Origin of the sequence: [Clostridium] saccharolyticum WM1, assembly GCF_000144625.1 — a bacterium.
In the GTDB taxonomy this organism is placed as follows: Bacteria; Bacillota; Clostridia; order Lachnospirales; family Lachnospiraceae; genus Lacrimispora; species Lacrimispora saccharolytica.
On sequence record NC_014376.1, the window covers coordinates 4,142,168 to 4,161,529 of the forward strand.

At 47.5% G+C, this 19,362-nt stretch carries 17 protein-coding genes; 1 reads left to right on the forward strand and 16 read right to left on the reverse strand.

The window, feature by feature from the left end:
- Positions 1-174 precede the first annotated feature (174 nt).
- Positions 175-1,617 (reverse strand): lipopolysaccharide biosynthesis protein, encoded by a 1,443-nt coding sequence (locus tag CLOSA_RS19225; protein ID WP_013274395.1) that lies wholly within the window; start codon positions 1,615-1,617, stop codon positions 175-177.
- 155 nt (positions 1,618-1,772) lie between these two features.
- Between CLOSA_RS19225 and CLOSA_RS19230 the strand changes: the two genes are divergently transcribed.
- Positions 1,773-3,224: a L,D-transpeptidase gene (locus tag CLOSA_RS19230; RefSeq protein WP_013274396.1), complete on the forward strand. Its 1,452-nt coding sequence runs from the start codon at positions 1,773-1,775 to the stop codon at positions 3,222-3,224.
- 81 nt (positions 3,225-3,305) lie between these two features.
- Here CLOSA_RS19230 and CLOSA_RS19235 read toward each other — a convergent pair whose 3' ends face one another.
- The 15 genes from CLOSA_RS19235 to CLOSA_RS19300 form a co-directional block, all read right to left on the reverse strand.
- A complete protein-coding gene (locus CLOSA_RS19235; protein WP_013274397.1) occupies positions 3,306-4,292 on the reverse strand; it encodes a glycosyltransferase family 2 protein in 987 nt (328 codons plus the stop codon).
- Positions 4,289-5,275, reverse strand: a complete 987-nt coding sequence (locus tag CLOSA_RS19240) for an ATP-grasp domain-containing protein (protein WP_013274398.1) — start codon at positions 5,273-5,275, stop codon at positions 4,289-4,291. The genes CLOSA_RS19235 and CLOSA_RS19240 overlap by 4 nt, the downstream gene beginning before the upstream one ends.
- Before the next feature lie 68 nt (positions 5,276-5,343).
- Complete coding sequence (locus CLOSA_RS19245; protein WP_013274399.1) at positions 5,344-6,963, reverse strand: glycosyltransferase family protein; 1,620 nt, start codon at positions 6,961-6,963, stop codon at positions 5,344-5,346.
- A gap of 13 nt (positions 6,964-6,976) precedes the next feature.
- Positions 6,977-7,951, reverse strand: a complete 975-nt coding sequence (locus CLOSA_RS19250; protein WP_013274400.1) for a 1-aminocyclopropane-1-carboxylate deaminase/D-cysteine desulfhydrase — start codon at positions 7,949-7,951, stop codon at positions 6,977-6,979.
- 17 nt (positions 7,952-7,968) lie between these two features.
- Positions 7,969-9,129 carry a DegT/DnrJ/EryC1/StrS family aminotransferase gene (locus CLOSA_RS19255; RefSeq protein ID WP_013274401.1) on the reverse strand — a complete coding sequence of 387 codons (1,161 nt, stop codon included), beginning with the start codon at positions 9,127-9,129 and terminating at the stop codon, positions 7,969-7,971.
- A 25-nt stretch (positions 9,130-9,154) separates the two neighbouring features.
- Positions 9,155-10,081: a glycosyltransferase family 2 protein gene (locus tag CLOSA_RS19260; protein WP_013274402.1), complete on the reverse strand. Its 927-nt coding sequence runs from the start codon at positions 10,079-10,081 to the stop codon at positions 9,155-9,157.
- 80 nt (positions 10,082-10,161) lie between these two features.
- Positions 10,162-11,109 carry a glycosyltransferase family 2 protein gene (locus tag CLOSA_RS19265; protein WP_013274403.1) on the reverse strand — a complete coding sequence of 316 codons (948 nt, stop codon included), beginning with the start codon at positions 11,107-11,109 and terminating at the stop codon, positions 10,162-10,164.
- A 12-nt stretch (positions 11,110-11,121) separates the two neighbouring features.
- A complete protein-coding gene (locus CLOSA_RS19270; protein ID WP_013274404.1) occupies positions 11,122-12,099 on the reverse strand; it encodes a glycosyltransferase family 8 protein in 978 nt (325 codons plus the stop codon).
- Between the two features lie 110 nt (positions 12,100-12,209).
- Complete coding sequence (gene glf, locus CLOSA_RS19275; protein ID WP_013274405.1) at positions 12,210-13,310, reverse strand: UDP-galactopyranose mutase; 1,101 nt, start codon at positions 13,308-13,310, stop codon at positions 12,210-12,212.
- 219 nt (positions 13,311-13,529) lie between these two features.
- Complete coding sequence (locus tag CLOSA_RS19280) at positions 13,530-14,564, reverse strand: ABC transporter permease (RefSeq protein ID WP_013274406.1); 1,035 nt, start codon at positions 14,562-14,564, stop codon at positions 13,530-13,532.
- 4 nt (positions 14,565-14,568) lie between these two features.
- Positions 14,569-15,327 carry an ATP-binding cassette domain-containing protein gene (locus CLOSA_RS23310; protein ID WP_242647763.1) on the reverse strand — a complete coding sequence of 253 codons (759 nt, stop codon included), beginning with the start codon at positions 15,325-15,327 and terminating at the stop codon, positions 14,569-14,571.
- Positions 15,266-16,066, reverse strand: coding sequence for an ATP-binding cassette domain-containing protein (locus CLOSA_RS23315; protein ID WP_242647764.1), 801 nt, complete (start codon positions 16,064-16,066; stop codon positions 15,266-15,268). The genes CLOSA_RS23310 and CLOSA_RS23315 overlap by 62 nt, the downstream gene beginning before the upstream one ends.
- Before the next feature lie 77 nt (positions 16,067-16,143).
- Entirely contained in the window at positions 16,144-17,280 is a 1,137-nt protein-coding gene (locus tag CLOSA_RS19290) for a substrate-binding domain-containing protein (RefSeq protein ID WP_013274407.1), read from the reverse strand.
- Positions 17,281-17,338: 58 nt separating this feature from the next.
- Complete coding sequence (locus CLOSA_RS19295) at positions 17,339-18,253, reverse strand: sugar phosphate isomerase/epimerase family protein (RefSeq protein ID WP_013274408.1); 915 nt, start codon at positions 18,251-18,253, stop codon at positions 17,339-17,341.
- 2 nt (positions 18,254-18,255) lie between these two features.
- Positions 18,256-19,335 (reverse strand): Gfo/Idh/MocA family protein, encoded by a 1,080-nt coding sequence (locus CLOSA_RS19300; protein WP_330362165.1) that lies wholly within the window; start codon positions 19,333-19,335, stop codon positions 18,256-18,258.
- Between the last annotated feature and the right edge of the window lie 27 nt (positions 19,336-19,362).

The following is a 19,362-nucleotide window of genomic DNA, read 5'->3' on the forward strand; positions in this document are numbered from 1 at the left end:
TTTTTGGGGATTCTCTTATTTCTCTTGCTTCCCAGGCTTTCAGAGATACCCTTCCGGGAATTCCTTCTTATATCCCATATTCCCCGGACATGGAGGCATATCCTCACCAGGCATTCCTCTCATATTCCTTTATTCTACAATATCCGGCTTAAAATGTAAACTCAAACCACCTGCCTACTGTTTTGCAATCCTTAACATACGGCACAGATACAGAAAGGCTTCCAGCCGGAACAGCCAGGAAAGTCCTCCATAGACGGCAACTCCCACAAGAATCTGAACAATTAAAGTCAGAAAGGTCCCTTTGACCGCATATTGCACTGCGTAGGTAAAGAGGCACATGGCAGCTGATAACAGAAGGGATGGCAGCACATCCTTCCACTGCTCAAAAAAACTGTAATTCAAAAGCTTCTTATTAGGATAGGCATTGATAAAGGTACAGATAAAATCGGTTACTGCCTTTAAGGCCACCATGGTATAGATCCCAAAGGGGATGCTCACCAGAAGGGCAATCATGCTCACTGCCTTCTTAATGATTTCAAGTTTTAAGAATATTTCACTTTTTCCCAGGGCATTGATCGCCTGTAAATTGGCTACATGCAGGGGCCAGGTGGCATAGGCTACACACAGCATCCGCAGCATGGGAACACAGGGCAGATAACGATCTGTCAAAAGCAGCTTTACCATAGGCTCCGCCACGGCGATCAACCCCGCCATCATGGGAAATACCAGATAGGAGCTGGTGACGATGGACCTTCTCACCATGCGTTTTACCCTGTCCCTATCCTCCTGGCAGGCGGAAAAGGCCGGAAGCATGACCGACTGGATAGCCGCCCCAAGATTATTCGCGATCAGGGCGGGAAACTGGTTTCCTCTTGAGTATTGCCCCATCATGGAGGAATTATATAGCTTCCCGATCACAAGCCCATAAACATTATTAAATACCGTATCAATAAGGCCGGAACATAAAATTTTCCAGCCGTAGGAAAACAATTCCCCTGCCTTTTTGGCCGAAAACAGAAGCCTCGGCCTCCATTTCACCAGAAAAGCAAGCATGACCATCAGGAATAAGCTGTAAAAAAACTGCTGCATGACAAGGGCCCATAGCCCCATTCCCCTGGTTGCCAGAAAAACACCGATCACTCCGGAACAGAGAGCAGCAAACAGGCTTGCCAGACATAGCTTCCGAAACTCCATATTCCTGGAGACCACTGCAGACTGCACAGAAGTAAAGGCACCAAAAAACAGGGTCACGGAAAGGACCCGGAGTACCGGAATAAAAACAGGCTGTCCGTAAAAAGATGCAATGGCAGGTGCCGAGAAAAAAAGAACCACATAGAGAACAAAGGCAATGGCTCCGCTGATATAAAATGCAGAGGAATAATCCGCCTCATCCACCGTCCGTTTCTGGATCAGTGAGGTATTAAACCCGCTTTGGACAAACACATTTCCTATTGTAATGAATATCATAATGAGCATGACTTCTCCGGACTCTGCCGGTGTCAGCATCCTGGCAAGCAGAACCGATACAAGGAACTGAATCCCCTGTGTACCACCGTTTTCCATCACTTTCCAAAACAGGCCGGAAAGGACCTTTTTTTTCATATTTTCCTGGTACATACTGGTTTTTCTCCTTGCTTTACCAATTTACATTTCCGCCTTATTGTACTATATTCCCCAATAATTGTAAATCGTCTATAGCATTTTGGGTTTAATTGTGTTAGAGTATAAAAGAATATACGTTTTATTTTATAGAATTCAGGAGGTTTTTATTTATGCGTAAACTGACACGCAGCCTGATGGTACTCTGCCTGACGGCTGCTCTTGTTTCAGGACAGGCTTCCCTTGCATGGGCAGAAGAAGCATATGGACCGGGATTTAAAAATGGCGTCCCTATCCGTCAGAGTGACGGCAAGTCTGAGACACAGAGCCAGACGAGCACCCAGACTCAGGGAGGCACAACTACGGAAGAAGCGGAAACCGCTTTGGCAAATGCCGGCATAGAAATTGGAAAAGAAGGGGAAGGCGGCGGCGAAGACGGCGTGGTGGATGAAGCTACCAGGGCTGCCCAGGAAGCTTTAAAAGCCAATTTCCCCCGGCTTCAGACTACGGTTATGATTGGTGACAGCAACTGGTCACAACCTTTTGTAAACGATGCATGGATCACAAATAATGGACAAGGGTTTCACGGACTGTCTACCTTTCTTACCAACATTGTAGGAAATGTGCTTTACCGGACCTATACCTCCAGCACCGGATGGTCTCCATGGGTTTTAAACGGACAGCAGACGACCAACTATGCCAATGACATTAATATAGAAGCAGTGCAGATGAGGTTCTCCGGTTATGTGAATAACCAGTTTGACCTATACTATACTGCTCAGTTGGAAGACGGGACCACCATGGACTGGGCCAAAAACGGGACCACCACAGGTACCATGGGCACCGGACATTACATAACAGGGCTGAGAATGGCCTATTATGCCAAGAATTCCCAATTCCCCTATGCAACAGAAAAGCCTGTGATTTCCGCAGTTGCTGACGGAATGCGTCAGATCGACGGCGGTCTCCGGTACTTTAACGGAGACGGTACTTCCTTTACCGGGTGGGCATGGGCAGGCAATGAACGTTACTATTTCCAGGATTCCTATCCTGTAACCGGATGGCAGTATATTGACGGCTACAAATATTACTTTGATGAATCCGGAAGAATGCTCTCCGACTTAGAGCCTGTCATCGGTGCAAAGGGACCGTATCTCATCAGCATCAACAAGACCATGAACTGCATGACCATCTTTGTTAAGGACGGAAACAACGGCTTTATTATACCGTTAAAATCCTTTTTAACCTCTACCGGGCCTGACACCCCTCTTGGGACATTCCAGACTCCGGCAAAATACCGCTGGAGAGATATGAACCATGGAATCTTTACCCAGTACGCTACCCGTATCTGGAAGGGCTTTTTAATTCATTCTATCTTGTACAGCAGCCCTAACAATATGACCCTGGATCCGACGACTTATAATTACATGAGCATCGCCCAGTCCGCCGGATGCGTCCGCCTCCTCTCCGGTGACGCCAAGTGGGTATATGACCACTGTCCCATTGGAACTACCGTTACGATTTACGAATCACCGGTTCCGGGACCTTATGAGAGACCGGCCATTGAACAGATCATACCCGAAACCCAGACCTGGGATCCTTCCGATCCTAATGTTGCACGGTAATCAGGAACAGATAATTTAATTATGATGAAGCATCATGGGCAGGACCCGTACCAAACGGTTCCTGCCCATAATTTTGCTTTCCTACCCATTCTTTCCAAGAAACATTCTCCTTAGCAGCCCATAAGCCCCAGGAGCACAGCGCTCGGCCTGGATAAAGAACCTGGTTCTGGCTGTGAGTTCCTTGTAATACCTGCGGTACTCCGGATTCATGATCTCTTTAAACTGCCTGGTATTGACCATGGTATGATAATATGTCCGTTTTGCGGCACTCTCCGCTGCCTGCCTTAAACGTCCTTCTGTTGCAGCGTCAAATTCTTCATACACTTTTTTCATCCGTTCCCAGTAAATCTGCTGCTTTCTTGCATAATCTCCGCTTTTTCCCTCCGAAGTCCAGGAGCCTGCCACTCCTACCCGGTAGGCACTCATAGGTTCATCCATGTAATAACAATACCCTTGTGCAGCCGCCATCATCTGCAGGGGAGTATCTCCCACCGGACAATCCACATAATAATCCGGAAGCTCCTTTACCAGGCGGGAAGGAAAAGCCATGGAAGACATGGCATAACCGGAAGGCTTGTCCACGATCTCTTCCGGTGTGATCACCCGGTTTCCCCGGTAAGGCCTCATCTTTTTTTCTGTCAGAGCCTTTCCCACCAATTCGATCTCTGCGCTGTGTATGCAAAGGGTGCAGTCCGGATGAGCCTCTAAGTAATCCACCTGCTTTTGCATCTTATCCGGAGAAATCCAGTAATCATCCCCGTCGCACATGAAAATATATTTGCCTCTGACCCTGGGAAAATTAAAGGCACCGCTGATATTGTCGATCCCCTGGGAATACTGGTTCGACCTTTGTATCAAAGGCTTTACCTTATCCGGGTATTTTTCTCCATATTCCCTCAGGATCTCTCCTGTCCCATCGGTGGACGCATCGTCATGGACCAGAATCTCATATTCAAAATTTGTTTTCTGCATCAGAAAGCTATCCAGGGCCTGCCTGATATAAGCCCCATGGTTAAAGGTCAGACAGCTTATGCTGGCCATAATTTTTGAACCGTCAACGCCACTCATTCCTCTCCGCCCTTTCCTGCATTTACTTTTGTAATATATTCCTCGTATTTTCTTGCAATATACAAGCTTTTAAGTTCCTTCAACGGTTCTATGGCTTCCCCCGTAAAACACCTTAAATGATTGATGATACAGTCGTATCCTGCCATGCAGGAAAATTCCACACCTCCCGAAAAGCGGGGATTGCATTCCAGCATGTGATACGTTCCGTCCTCCCCCTGAATAAATTCAAAGTTCACACAACCGTTAACGTTAAGTACATGGGCAATTTCCCTGCACATGGCTTCCAGATGGGAATCCGAATATACAAGGACCGAGGTTCCCGCACCGCTTGGAGTCCGCAATAGCTCCTTCCGGCACACAGCGATACTTTCCCCTGTTTCCGCCTGCCTTACCACATCTACGGTCATAATGCTTCCCGGATAAAAAGGCTGTACAATGAGTCCCTCAGGGCTGGCGCTTTCCAGAAAGCCTTTCATCTCTTCAAAAGAATGAAGGTAACGAAGTCCCTGACTGCTTCTTCCGTTAAAGGGCTTGACAACCGCAGGAAAGGAAAGGCTCTCTAAGTCCGCTTCCCAAAGCTCCTGGGTAGGAATGGGATTTCCAATGCCCTTTTCTGAAAGAAAACGGCACAGCTTCCTTTTGTCCCTGCAAATAGAAAGGGTCTCCTCCGAGGAAAGGCATAAGGTTAATGAGGCCTTTGACAATTCTTCCCGGTGGCGGTTCCACACGTCCACTTCCACATCCGTGAGAACCATCAGAGCCTCCACCTTCTCTTTCCTGCACAGGTCTAAGACGGAGTCTATATACCTTTTCTCGTCTGTGGCAAGGGGGACCTGGTAAAAAGACGCCACATTCCCGGAGTCAGCGATCCACTCCCCCGGATAAATATCGCAGCCAACCACCCGGCAGCCGTATGTTCTTAAATTCTTGATAACGATATCTGCTGAAAATGACCCGATTGCTGTCACCAGTACTGTATCCATAATTTCCTCTTTTCTGCCCGCTTTTCCGGGCATAAGGTATTCTCTTTAGGGGGATAAAAGCGTTTTTATCAGCCTTCCAGCAAATAGGTTACGGAAAGCTCCTGGGCAAACACGCACTTCACCGCCCGAAGCCCGGTTTTCTCAGAGATTATCCGAACCACTTCCTCCCCATCATAACCGCTTCCCCAAAAACTGTTGTTATCTACAGTGACAAGGATTCCACGGCTTGCCTCCTTACCTTCCAGGATCTGATCCACCGTTGCAAGTCCTTCCCGGTTTGTCACATAAAACTCCTTAAAACAGGAGAGAGTCCTTAAGTCCTGGGTTAGGGCCGCCATCCGGTAATTGGTCACATACAGGCAGGGAAGATTCCCGTATTTTTTTGCTTCCTCAAGCCTTACCGGTTCATCCCTGTATAAATACTGTACAAAGCCGTGGCGGTAAGAAGATAGGGAGAGACACAAAAACAGAACCGAAAAAAGGACCATAGCAGTCCTCATGGCAGGCAGACAGTGTTTTGTCATGCGCCATAACAACCAGATCCCGGCAAGGACCAGCAAGGGATAAAGACTGCAAATATAGCGGGGAGAAGGTACCACAGCCACAGACGCAATGATGAAAACCGCAGCAGGACAGGAAATCAAAAAAAGCCAGCCGCCCAACTCTTGGGATTTGCCCAAAGCTTCTTTCTTTTTCTGTCGGCCAAGAAAAAAGGCCGCTGCCACAGCCGCTGCTGCCAATAGAAGGATCAACGGAACCGCCTTGAAACTACCGGAGAGAAAATCCGAATGGATCCCGTAGCCGTAAGATTTTAAATTGGTAATCAGAGTATCTATGCTGCCGATGTTCTTTCTCGTCTCCTGGGCTACGATTTCATCCTTCCTGGTGATCTGGGTAATGAAGGAAGGGAAGAGTAAAACCGCCGTGCCCACCCCGCCAAATAAAACGGCTGCGTAAAGAAACGCTTCCTTAAAAGCCTTTTTCCAAAGCTTCCACAGAAAGTAAACTCCGGAGAGAAAAAATGCGTAGATGACAAAATAGTATTGGGTCAGCAGCCCGCAGACCGTTACCACAAAGATGAGAAGGAGCTTCAGCCATGTCTGTCCTTCTTCCTCCATCCTTTCGTGAAGATACCCGCTCAGCACCGTAAAAAGAGTCATCACCATATACATGCGGATGTAAATGGTATAACTGACCGCGCCTGCAGAAAATCCCCAGATGGTCACAGGTACAAGCCCCAGCCAGGGACATTTCATAAGCCGACTTCCCAGAAGCCACAGGAATCCCCCGCTTATCAGAAAGCATACCAGATTGATCCCGATGCCAAACCACTTGGAATACCTTCCCGGAAAAAAGGAACTGACCGTATGGAGGAGGAGATAAAACAACGGCGGATGCACATCCTGGCTCTGATTGTAGATGACGGAGCCATATGCAAAACGCTCTCCCTTTTGTACGGTCATGTAATCGTCAATGACTGTCTTATCCGCCCATTGGTCAAAGATCTTATCCCCGTAGGAAGTGATAAATGGCTTATAATAACCGTTGGAAAGTCCAAAGGAATAAATTTCATCGATAAAATAGCCCTGTTTCCGGTTTCCAAACCAGCACATGACTCCTGCCTGAAGTATAAGAATAAATAGTAAGGCCAGGAAAGCCCTTTTCTTTTCATCCCTCCACTGATTCATAGATTCCTCCTGCCTACTGCCCGGTGCAGCGGTTATTGGTGATCTCCTTCGCCGCCTGCTTCCGATCCCATACTGCGTTTAAATAATCAAAATACAGGGGAGTCCCGCCCGTATGGATAAAAAGTATGTTTTCCGGTTCATGGGGCCTGGCTTTTAAATATTTCAGCATGCCGGAAAACGCTTTTCCCGTATAAGTAGGGTCCAGCGGGATTCCAAAGCGTTCCATCATCATACGGATCACAGACTCAATATCTCCGTCATAAAGGCCATAGCCGCCGCACACATATCCGTCTTCAAAATCTACGTCTTCCGGATCAACTTCTGCAAACCGGGCCACTTCACTTTTTCCCCGGCAAGAAGGACGGGCAACGGAAATCCCTGTAATACGGGCATGTCCCCCATACTGCCTCTGCCCTGCCATAAGACCGCCCTGGGTCATACCGGTCCCGCTGGCTAAAAAGATTCGGTCAAAATGCAGCTCATGATCTTCCTCATATTCCAACAATTCCCGGTATGCCTGACAATAGGCTCTGGCTGCTGCCTTTTCATTTCCCTTTCCATAACGGTCACCGAAAATATAATAGGGACGGTAACCTTTGGATTTCAGCTCTGCCATAAGCTTATCCACCCCTTCCGCCACATTGCTTTTATGGCAGAAACGGATGTGAGCACCAAACCACTTAACCATCCAGCTGTTAAAGGTCCCTTCCTCCACCAAATCTTCCCTGGGAGTGAGAACGTAACAGGGAATCCCATATCTGCTGCATAAGTTGGACAGGGCGCGGCACATATTGGACCGGCTGCTTCCATAAGCCACCAGACAGTCACAGCCCTTCTCTTTCATATCCTGGAAAAATTCCCAGGCAATGCGGACCTTGTTGCCTCCAAAGGAAAAACCCATCAGATCATCCCGCTTTATAAACATCCTGTCGGCGGTATCCGAAAGCCTGATCTCCTGTACAGGAGTCTTAAACATTACATCGTTCATAGACCTTTCCTTTCTTCTTATCTGGCCTCTAAAATAATGCCGCAGATGCGGTCCACCTGATCCAGGGGAAGTCCTGCGTACAAAGGCAGCGTCAGAACGCTGTCCGCCGCCTTTTTTGCAACCGGGAGGGAGACTCCTGAAAATTGCTCCCGATAGCATTCAAAATCTGTAATCAGAGGATAAAAATATTTCCTGGCATAGATATGATGAGAAGCCAGCAGCTCATATACCTCATTCCTTGTCAGGGAAAAGCCGTCAAATGCAACAGGAAAGTACGCATAATTCTGGCGGATGCCTTGTTTCGGCTCCGTCAGCCGGATCCCGGGAATGCCGGTCAAATGCTTCCGGTACCGTTCTGTCACCAGCCAGCGCATTTCAATGTTGTCCTTTACATGGCGAAGATTGCAGATGCCCATGGCTGCCTGAAATTCATTCATTTTCGCGTTACCGCCGATGTACTCCACGGTCTCCTTGCCGGTGATACCGAAGTTTTTTAAATAATTAAACAGAATCTCCAGAGACGGATCCTGAAAGGTCACAGCCCCGCCTTCAATGGTATTATACACCTTTGTGGCATGAAAGCTGAACATGGAAGCGTCTCCATAGGTCCCGATTCCCCTTCCGTTCACCTCCACGCCGAAAGCATGAGCCGCATCATAAATTACCTTTAAATTATGCTTTTTCGCGATTTTCTCAATTTTATCAATATCACATACATTTCCATAAACATGAACCGGTAAAATTGCAGAAGTCTTGTCCGTTATGAGTGTTTCAATCTGATCTGCATCAATGGTATAATCCTCTTTTCGGATATCACAGAATACCGGGGTTAAGTTATTTCTCACAATGGCATGGGTGGTGGAAGCAAAGGAAAACGGAGTGGTGATCACTTCGCCGGATAAATCCATGGCCTGGAGCGCCATTTCAAGCGCCATATGCCCATTGACGAATAAAAGCAGCTTCTGTACTTTTAAATACTCCTTTAACTGCTCCATCAGCGTTTCATGAAATTCCCCCATATTGGTCATCCAGGCAGTATCCCAGATGGGTTTGATCTCTTCTATAAACTCTTCATAGGAAGGCATTGATGCCCTGGTCACTAATATATCCTCTTCCTTGTCCATGCTTTTTGAACCGGACCGTATTCTTGCATGGCATTCCTTCTCTTCTGGTAACATAAGCCAAATATCCTCCATTTTCCGGTCAGATGGAAAACATCTGGCCCAGCGTCCTTATCGGGGTGCTTTTCATTAATTTGTATTTCCAAATAATATAGATTTTTTCCGCCCGGTTTTTCCCGGGAAGCGCAATAAATTGCTTCAGAGTCTCCCTTTTCTCCGGGGACATCTTATTTCCATAAAGCTTTAAAAACTGCTGTGCCTGCACAAACATTTTCCTGTAATTTTCCCGGACAGCATCCTGATTCCTGATCCGCTCTGCATACTGTTCCTTACTGCTTTTGGATCCTACCTGGTTCTTTCCGTGCTGCCGGTAAAGAACCAGGGGTCGGGCAAGGTAAGAGATCCTACCGAAACAGCTTGCCAAAAGACCAAGCCACCAGTCATGCATGGCGCATTCCTCCGGAATTTCAGCAAGCAGCCGCAGAAACGCCCTGTTGACCATAGCCGTATTCCCGGTAATATTGTTCTCCACCAGATAATGGCTGAACCGGTTGTCATGTACGGCAATTTTCTGGTATTTTGCCATGGATTCATGAAGAATGCGGCCCTCCCCATCCGTTACGGAAAGATCCCCGTGAACCAGCAGGGGGATCTCAGTTCCCCACTGCGCCTCCAGTCTTTTCATTTCCCTTAAAGAAACTTCTGCCTTATCCTGAATCCACACATCATCCTGATCGCAAAGCATGACATACTCATCAGACACCGATGAAAGCAGACGGAAAAAATTATCCTGGGCACTTCCGGACCTCTCCCTGTTCCTCAGGCTCCTTATGCGGCCCGGATACCGCTCTTCATATTCCCGGATGACGGCAGGAGTCCCGTCTGTAGAACAGTCATCGGAAATCACCACGGATAAATCGGAAAGCGTCTGGTTTAATATGGATTCCAGCTGATCCCGTATATATTTTTCTCCATTATAGGATGCAAGAAGCACCGATACCATACGCATTCTTCCTTTCCTCTTTTCTGCCATGCATTTGGGTGATCCAGACACACCTAAGATTATATCAGCAGCGAATACAGCTAAACCTACCAGGACAAACCCAGGATTTTAGTCAAAAACCAGATTTCGCCCATAAGAAAGCCCAGGAACGCTCTTACCAGGCATTCCTGAAACCGGTTGATCTTCAGATATTTTTTATAATAATGAAGCTTGCTCTTATGAAGGAGAGCCTGCTTCTTTAAAATGGATTTCACACTTTTATCAATGGATACGGAGTGGAGATGCACATAGGACCGGTCCAAAAGGAGCACCGTCTGATACCCCATTTTCTTTAGCTGATAACCCAGAATCTTTTCTTCATAATATAAAAAGACTTCTTCGTCATAAAGTCCGCAATCCATTAAAGCATGGATATCCGCCATAAAAAGGGAGCCTGGAACCGCATCTACGGAAACGTAACGCTCGTCCTCTCTTTCCTGCCTTTCATTTTGTGCTGCGGGGTATCCCTCAAGACGTTCCTTTGCCCCTGCCTTGGTGCTCCCAGCCTGCAGCTCCGGCCTGTCATTAAGCCAGGGGGCAAAAAGACGTCTGGTAATTAGACCTGTATCCAGCAGATCCCCTGCCAGACCGTTGATGCGCCAGCTTGACAGAGTGACGGTACCTGCCCCATCCCTGGTGACTGCCGCCGCAACACCCAGCCGGTTTAATTTCAAAAAGGAATCTTTCATGGCCTTAATACAATCCTCTGAAACCTTTACATCAGGATTCGCGATAAGCACGTGGGAAGCATGAAGTGTCCCGTAAGCATACCGGATCCCCAGATTATTGCCGTAGCCATATCCTCCATTCCTTTCTGAAGCTATAACATGGATCCTGCCCCCGGCAATCCTTTTCAGCTTTGAAAGGGAATCGTCGGCGGAACAGTTGTCCACAACCACTATGGAATCCAGGGTTTTATAATTAATTATGGAATTCACAAGGCTGATGGTGGTTTCTGCGTCATTGTAATTGAGAATGATACAGCTAATGTTCATATCCGCTCCTTTTTATGTACCCTTTCTGGAATTAATCACCTTCATCCCGAACCTGGCGCTCACAAAGTCCCTGACGGGCGGACATAAAAAGGTCGCATAGTCCATCAGATGATAGGCTGCCATATAAAGCCGGGTTCCCTTTTCCTTAGGCGCTCCTGCCCAAGGGGTGAGAGAGAGATAATGATCGTAAGCCCTGCGGTAGTGGTTGAAATTCCCCTCTTTCCAGGGCCTTTCATCTCCCATAAAATGCAGGATGGCAGGATGTTTTTTTGCCTCTTTAAATCCTTTTTCTGTAAGCTTCCCATAAACAGGGGACAGCCTTACCAGATGGCTGTACCGGTAATAGCGGTAATTGGTAAAAAAATTATACCGGGGCGATAAAGGCTTGATTCTGCCTTTCAGCGCTCCGTTAATGGTATCCTGGTCCCCTGCAAACAGTTTACCGCCCTTGGCGCAGTAAAAATCCAGAAGCATCTTCTGGGCGTTTTCCTTTTTCCAGCGGTTCATATCAATGAGCAGGACACCGGAATTATAATAAGGCTCTGATGGCAGCAGACCGATTTCTTCCTTAATAGAAGGATATATGGTAGGCTCCATCACTGCGCCTAAAAGGGAGGACTTTAAGTCCGTTTCCCATAGATTTTTTAAGGAAGAAAGCACCACTGTATCACAGTCTAAATACAGTATCCGGCTGGTTTCCTCCGGGAGGACCTCTCCAACGAACAGCCGGGCCATAATGCTTAGATCAAAGCCTCCCGTATCCACCTTATAGGAAAAACGGGCTTTTAAATCTCCCAGTTCCATGACAGTCAGCTTACGCCCGAATTCATCCGTTACCGTTTTAAGCCGTTCCTTTGTAACCCCGGATAAGCCCATGGATAAAACGTATACATGGATGTCATTTAAGTCCCTGTTGTGATCCAAAAGAGAGTAAAGGGATACAGCCAGATGCCTGGCATAATTATCGTTGGAAGCGTATACAACGTTCATAGATTCCTCCAGTTGACCCACGTTTCAGGGCAGGAAAAATCCGGCCCTGGTTCCGTAGTATTGTACTATATCCGGCATGAAAAGTAAACAGCTTTGGCCCCAGGGGGGGATCACCCTAATTCCTTTTCCACCCGGCTCATGGCAGATTCAATGACCTTGTCCATGTCATAGTATTTATATTCCCCTAACCGTCCGCCGAAAATCACCTGGTCTTCCTTTTCAGCCAGAGCAGCATATTTTTGGTACAATTCCTGATTGCGTTCATCATTAACCGGATAGTAAGGTTCCATGCCCTCGCTCCAGTCTACAGAATACTCCCTGGTGATCACGGTCTTTGGCTGTGTCCCGAATTCAAAGTGCTTATGCTCAATGATTCTGGTATAGGGAGTCTCCCGGTCCGTATAGTTCACCACAGCCACCCCCTGGTAATTATCCGTATCCACCACCTGGGTTTCAAACCGTAAACTCCGGTATTCCAGCTTTCCGAACTGGTATCCGTAATAGCCATCAATGGTTCCCGTATAGACCACCCGTTCTCCCAGTCCGTCATAATATTCCTTATGTTCCAGGTAGTCCACGCCCATTTCCATGTCACAGCCCTCAAACAGCTTTTCCATGATCACATTGTATCCGCCAATGGGGATTCCCTGGTACAAGTCATTAAAATAATTGTTGTCATAAGTGAAACGGACGGGAAGGCGTTTGATGATAAAGGCAGGGAGATCCTTACAGTCTCTTCCCCACTGCTTCTCCGTGTAGCCTTTCACCAGCTTTTCATAAATATCTCTTCCCACAAGGCTGATGGCCTGCTCTTCCAGGTTCTTCGGTTCACCGGTTATGGAAGCTTTCTGCTCCTCGATCCTGGCCTTCGCCTCCGCCGGTGTGGATATTCCCCACATCCTGCTGAAGGTATTCATATTGAAGGGCATATTATACATTTCACCCTTAAAATTTGCCACCGGGCTGTTGGTATAGCGGTTAAACTCTGCCAGTTCATTTACAAACTGCCAGACCTTCTTGTTGCTGGTGTGGAAAATATGGGCTCCGTAGCGGTGCACATGGATGTGTTCTATTTCCTCGCAGTAAATATTGCCTCCTATATGGTCCCTTTTCTCTACTACAAGGCATTTTTTTCCATTTTGCCTTGCCAGGTAAGCAAAAACGCCGGAATAGAGGCCGCTGCCCACCAGCACATAATCATATTTTTTCATGGTTCCATTCTCCCGTCTCAGTTATCAACTGTTTCCATTATACTAAAGTCACCGGGAAAAGTAAATTCTTCTTGCAAAATCCAGGCTTTCCCCAGGAGGGGCCGGGCAGAATAACCGGATGGAAAAAGGGAATTTGGTGATGATACCCGCATCCCTGCTGGTACCACCAACAAATTCCCTTCCTCTGCTTATATCATAGACAATGAGATGATAATTCATTTAATGATGCCTTGTCATCCGTTCCCTGATCCTTGGCCCCATGATCTGTACCACAATCACCAGTATCAGAATGATCCCTTTAATGGCATCATTAATTAAGGAATCCATCTTCAGGGCAACGATGATCTTATCAATGATGGTATAGGACATGGCTCCAAACAGGATTCCCAGGCATTTTCCTTTCCCTCCTGACATACTGATGCCGCCCAATACCACTGCTGCAATGGCATACATTTCATAGCTGTTTCCCGTTGTGGCCGGATCAGAGGAAGCATTCATGGCCACCCACAAAAAGGAAGCAAGCCCTGTCAGGATTCCCCCAAGCGCAAATACGGACACCTTCATCAGGCTCACATTGATCCCTGCCATCTGAGCGCCCTTTGCATTGCTGCCCACCGCATAGACCTTCTTTCCGTACTTGGTGCTGGTCGTTATGTAAACAAATAATGCTGTTATAAAAATCAGGATCACCCCTACAATGGGAATGGTCAGGACTTTTCCGTTTCCCAGACCGTAAAACGGCTGGTAGGAAGACAGCTCCTTGATCATCCGGTACACGCTGCTTCCGCCTCCTGCCAGAGCCTTGTCAATATGCTGGCAGATATACTGGGCAAAGGAACGGAAGATCAGCATAGTGGCCAGGGTAACGATAAACGCCGGCATTTTTACATATCCGACCAGGAGACCGTTGGCCAGGCCGCAGACCGCACCGAACAAGAGTGCAAACACCAATGTGGCCAAAATACTATCCGTAATGTTAAACAGGATCACCGATAACCCGCTGTTTAAGGCCAGCATGGAACCTACCGACAAATCGATTTCTCCTGTCATGCAGATCAGACCCATTCCCAGGCCGATGATCCCCACCACTGCCGAATGGCGGAAAATATTCATGATACCGCTCCAGGTCAGTCCGTTGCTGGTTAAGGCATACACCATAAAAATCAGCACAAATACGATGATAAAGCTGTATTCCCCGCACCATCTGGACAAAGTGCCCAGAGACATTCCATGTTTCTTTCCTCCTGCCTTCATCTCTTTATCCTCCTATTTCCTGGTTCACGGCATTTGTGGAATACAGCATGACCGTTGACTCATTGATTTCCTCGTGGTCCAGAATTTTGATAATCCTGCCGTTATAAAAAACCGCACAGCAATCAGCCACCTTCTGGATCTCCGGTATTTCCAGGGTATTGATAAGAATCGTTTTTCCCTTTTTCGCCATTTCCAGTATCAGCTTGTAAATCTCTGCCTTAGCCCCTACGTCGATTCCCTGGGTGGGATTATCAAACAGCAGTATATCTGCATCCGTATTCAGCCATCTGGCAATAAACACCTTTTGCTGATTTCCGCCGCTTAAAGATAAAATAGAATCCCGGCTGCTTCTGGCTTTGATATTCAAAAGGGCCTGATACCTTATAAACTTCTCTTCTTCCCTTGGCTTTTGGATGTGGGGCCTGCCTGCCGACAGGGTGTGCTCCGCCAGATACATGTTTTCCAGCAGGTTCATGTCAGGAATAACAGAATTTTCTTTCCGGTTGGAAGCCAGCATGGCGATTTTTGATTTCATGGCCTTATGAATGGAATGAGCCGGCACCCGTTTTCCTCTGACCCTCATCTCCCCTGATACCGCCCTTGTAACCCCAAACATGCACTGCAGCAGCTCGCTGCTTCCTGAGCCTTGAAGCCCGGTCAGGCCGATGATCTGACCTTTTTTGGCCTGCAGGGTCACCAGCTCAAATCCAGGTCCTGAAATCCTGAAGCTCCAGCACCACTTCCCCGGGCCTCCGCCTTTCATAGACTTCTCCGGAGGAATAATTCTTTCCTACCATCAGGCTGGTCACCGCTTCCGGAGTCGTATCCCCAATGGCCCCGTCACCTATAAACTCCCCGTTGCGAAATACCGTAAACCGGTCCGCCAATTCAAAGATCTCCGGCATTTTATGGGAAATGAAAATAAAAGAAGTCCCTGTCTTTTTTAAGTGATTGACGATTCCGAACAAATGCTTTACTTCTTCATTGTTTAAGGATGTGGTTGGTTCATCCAGAATCAGCAGCTTTGCCTTGAAAAACAGTGCCTTTGCAATCTCCAGCATCTGTTTTTGGCTGGTCTTTAAATTTGCAACCAGCTCTCCTGGATTTATGTCAACTCCCAGCTCATGGAACAGCTCTTTGGTTTCATCCATCATCTTTCGTTTGTTCAGCTTTCCCAGCCTGTTTATGTACTCTTTTCCAAGAAAAATATTTTCATAAACCCTAAGGTCATTAAATAAATTCAGTTCCTGATGGACAAAGGCAATTCCCAGTTCCTCCGAATGTCTGATGGTGATGGTATGGATCTCTTTGCCGTCAAATGCAATCGTTCCGCTGTCCTTGGGAAATACTCCTGTCAGTACATTCATCAGGGTGGATTTCCCTGCCCCGTTTTCTCCCAACAGGGCATGGACCTCCCCCTGCTTCACCTTTAAGCGGACTCCCTTTAATACCGGGACTCCGTTAAATGCCTTACAAATCCCATTCATTTCCAATAAACTCATAACGCAACCTCCGGTTTTTTAAAAGGGACCGTTCCTTAAATGACGAACGGCCCCTTTTGTCCTTCCGATCATGATTTCTAAAAGGATGGGTACTCAGTTACATTATCTGATGTTACATTTTCACAGGCAATCACATGATCCTGGGTGACTTTCTTTCCATCCAGATGATCAACCATGTCATCAATCGCTGTCTGGATCATGGACGGGCTGTAGGTAACAGACATGATGCCGCCGCACTTTGCTGCAATATCCTGATAGGTCTCTCCACGAAGCACTGCATACAGTTCGTCAAGGCCTCCGCAGCCGGTAATGGCCGGTTTTCCGGAAAGGAAGGTTTCCTTGGTAGCCTCATCAATTCCGCCTCCGGAAAGGGCTTCCAGGATTCCCATCGCCAGCTCGTCATCCTCTGCATAGAACCATTTGATCTTGGCGTTTTTGCTGTCTCCCATAAGAGATTCAAAGGCTGTTTTTGTATCTGAACGGCTCCAGTTCATGGCACCGGAGAAGGTAATGGATGTTAAATCATCCTGTGTCCATTTCTTATCTTCTGCAATGGTCTCTCCGCCGAAATCCAGTTCCCCTGTCAGATACTTGGTAAAGCCTTCATCCCGTAAGGTGGTCACAGAAGAGGTGTCTCCTTCATATACATAAATGGCTTCTCCCGGTGTAAGTCCCAGAGAAACAAAATAAGCGGCTGCGCCTGCGCCGATGCCGGAGTTGTCACCTTTTACATTGGACACGGCCTTGGCCGCCACACCGTCAATAATCCGGTCAAACGCCACATAGGGGATCCCCGCATCAATGACGCCCTGAATGGCAGACTGCACGGTATCGTCAATGGGCTGTATAACCATTGCTATGTTCTTCTCTCCCTTGGAAACAATATCCTCAATGTTTCGGATCTGCTCCGCCGCATTGGCAGAGGTGATCAGCTCGGCCGTGTAGGTGCCTTTTCCATTTACCTCTTGGATTTTCTCTTTGGCAAAGGTAGCCACGGACCCGGTCCATCCATGATCCTCCGGAACGGTCAGTACATAAATATGGGCGCCATTCTTAAGGCCCTCTGTTTCTTTTGCAGTCTCTGCTGCTGTTGCCGCCGCTGTTGTCTCCGATTTTGCTGCGGCTGTTGTGGTATCAGCCGGTTTTACCTGGGAACAAGCAGTTCCTCCCACCGCCACCAGTGCCGCCAAAATAATTGCTGCTGCTTTTTTCATATTACGTTTCCTCCTTTTACATTTTCCTTCTCTATCAAAGCAGATTTGCTGCCTTAATCTAAATTATAAACTGGTCCATATATTTTTTAGACAGTTTCAAGCTGTCCAGGATCTTTTCTCTGGAGCCCTCAAACGCCCTGTCTTCCACTTCAATACAGGTAAACCCGTCATAGCCGATATCCGTCAATGCACTGACGTATTTTCCCCAGTCCACATCCCCCAGACCGGGAAGCTTAGGCGACATATAGGCCAGGGGATATGCCATGGTCCCCACCTTTTTCAGCTTATCCTCATACAGCTTAATGTCTTTGTAATGAACGTGGAAGATTTTCTTCTGAAACTGGTAAATAGGCTGGATGTAATCCATCATCTGCCAGATGAAATGAGATGGGTCATAATTGATCCCAAGATTTTCATTGGGCAGGATTTTAAAAATTTCATCCCAGATGGCAGGTGTTGTCATCAGATTTTGTCCGCCGGGCCACTGCTCCCTGCCAAACAGCATGGGGCAGTTTTCAATGGCGACCCGTACTCCCTTTTCCTCTGCATGGGCAAGAATCGGCGGCCATAATTCTTTCACAAGCTCCAGGTTTTCTTCCACAGATTTTGTCTGGTCCCTGCCGATAAAGGTGGTCACAAGCCTGACCCCCAGCATGGCGCTGGCATCCATTACCTTTTTAAGATGAGAAATATTTGCCTGTCTTTTTTCCTCATCCACATCCATCACATTCGGATAAAAAGCAAGGGCCGAAATCTCCACATTCCGTTCTTTGCAGTAGTTTCCTATGTACTCCGCCTTTTCTGCAGTCAGGCAGTCCACGTCAATGTGGCTGACTCCTGCATACCTGCGCTCCGCCTTTCCCTCCGGCCAGCAGGCCACCTCCACGCATTGAAACCCCATGGCTGCCGCTGTATCAATCATATCTTCAAAGGTCCATTCCTCTAGAATCGCGCTGACAAATCCCAGTTTCATCCCTACTCTCCCCCTTTTTCCCTGATCACGATCCTTTGCATCTCCCTGCTGGATTTCTGACAGGCAAACACAGCTTCCATGGCATTTAATACATCAGCTCCGCTGACCGGAACTTCTGTCCCCGCCTCCAGGGCATCCACAAACCCGTCAATGATCCCGGATTTTGTCTGATTGTCATTGGTCTGTATCTGATCAATGTCGTATAAAATCCGCTCTCCGTTTTTTAAGATCACGGAAATGGAATGGTCCGGATCGTCGTAGATTTTCATCATTCCCCTGGTCCCGTAAAGGGCTGTGGAATTATCTTCTCTGCCGTAATAGGTCCAGCTGGCAGTCATGGTTCCTATGGCACCATGTTCCATCTCGTAGATGCAAATGGCGTTATCATCCACTCCGATCAGCTCTCCTGACTCATATCTCTTATCCAGAGTCAGCATTTGAGCGGTCACTGCTGCTACCTTCTGGTCCAGCAGGAACTGGATTAAGTCTGTTTTATGAACTCCCAGATCCGCCATAGCCCCCATGGAAGCACTCTCTTTATCAAAAAACCAGCTGTTGGCTCCTCCATCTATGCTCCAGGTCTCCGGCCCTCCGTGGCCGAATGTGGTCCTAAATGTGAGGACGTTTCCAATCAGGCCTTCCATAAGAAGCTCCTTTGCCCTGACATGAGCCCTGGCAAATCTCTGATTCTGTCCAATCATCAGCTTCCGGTTATTCTCAGCCGCCGCATGCACCATTGCCCTGCACTCCTCAAGACTGATTCCCATGGGCTTTTCACAAAGCACATGCTTTCCAGACCGAAGAGCCTTAACGGTAATTTCCCCATGTGTATGATTGGCTGTGCAAACACTTACCGCATCGATTCCCCGGTCTGCCAGCAGAGCATCTGCAGATTCATATACCTTTCCGCCGTAAGCGGCAGCCAGTTCCTCTGCCCTCTTTACATTAAAATCATAATAGCCTGCGATCTGTACTCCGGGATGCTCTGCATATTCAGGAATATGTCTTGTCTGTGCAATCCTTCCGCACCCAATGATTCCTACCTTCATCGCTTCCTCTCTCCCTCTACCGATTGTTTTCATATAGCTTTTCATTTTTTTCATTTTTTC

Excerpts from the sequence above, each read along its gene's own strand:
- CLOSA_RS19225 (WP_013274395.1), bottom strand. The coding sequence starts at position 1,617 with ATGTACCAGGAAAATATGAAAAAAAAGGTCCTTTCCGGCCTGTTTTGG.
- CLOSA_RS19230 (WP_013274396.1), top strand. The coding sequence starts at position 1,773 with ATGCGTAAACTGACACGCAGCCTGATGGTACTCTGCCTGACGGCTGCT.
- CLOSA_RS19235 (WP_013274397.1), bottom strand. The coding sequence starts at position 4,292 with ATGAGTGGCGTTGACGGTTCAAAAATTATGGCCAGCATAAGCTGTCTG.
- CLOSA_RS19240 (WP_013274398.1), bottom strand. The coding sequence starts at position 5,275 with ATGGATACAGTACTGGTGACAGCAATCGGGTCATTTTCAGCAGATATC.
- CLOSA_RS19245 (WP_013274399.1), bottom strand. The coding sequence starts at position 6,963 with ATGAATCAGTGGAGGGATGAAAAGAAAAGGGCTTTCCTGGCCTTACTA.
- CLOSA_RS19250 (WP_013274400.1), bottom strand. The coding sequence starts at position 7,951 with ATGAACGATGTAATGTTTAAGACTCCTGTACAGGAGATCAGGCTTTCG.
- CLOSA_RS19255 (WP_013274401.1), bottom strand. The coding sequence starts at position 9,129 with ATGTTACCAGAAGAGAAGGAATGCCATGCAAGAATACGGTCCGGTTCA.
- CLOSA_RS19260 (WP_013274402.1), bottom strand. The coding sequence starts at position 10,081 with ATGCGTATGGTATCGGTGCTTCTTGCATCCTATAATGGAGAAAAATAT.
- CLOSA_RS19265 (WP_013274403.1), bottom strand. The coding sequence starts at position 11,109 with ATGAACATTAGCTGTATCATTCTCAATTACAATGACGCAGAAACCACC.
- CLOSA_RS19270 (WP_013274404.1), bottom strand. The coding sequence starts at position 12,099 with ATGAACGTTGTATACGCTTCCAACGATAATTATGCCAGGCATCTGGCT.
- glf (WP_013274405.1), bottom strand. The coding sequence starts at position 13,310 with ATGAAAAAATATGATTATGTGCTGGTGGGCAGCGGCCTCTATTCCGGC.
- CLOSA_RS19280 (WP_013274406.1), bottom strand. The coding sequence starts at position 14,564 with ATGAAGGCAGGAGGAAAGAAACATGGAATGTCTCTGGGCACTTTGTCC.
- CLOSA_RS23310 (WP_242647763.1), bottom strand. The coding sequence starts at position 15,327 with ATGAAAGGCGGAGGCCCGGGGAAGTGGTGCTGGAGCTTCAGGATTTCA.
- CLOSA_RS23315 (WP_242647764.1), bottom strand. The coding sequence starts at position 16,066 with ATGAGTTTATTGGAAATGAATGGGATTTGTAAGGCATTTAACGGAGTC.
- CLOSA_RS19290 (WP_013274407.1), bottom strand. The coding sequence starts at position 17,280 with ATGAAAAAAGCAGCAGCAATTATTTTGGCGGCACTGGTGGCGGTGGGA.
- CLOSA_RS19295 (WP_013274408.1), bottom strand. The coding sequence starts at position 18,253 with ATGAAACTGGGATTTGTCAGCGCGATTCTAGAGGAATGGACCTTTGAA.
- CLOSA_RS19300 (WP_330362165.1), bottom strand. The coding sequence starts at position 19,335 with ATGAAAACAATCGGTAGAGGGAGAGAGGAAGCGATGAAGGTAGGAATC.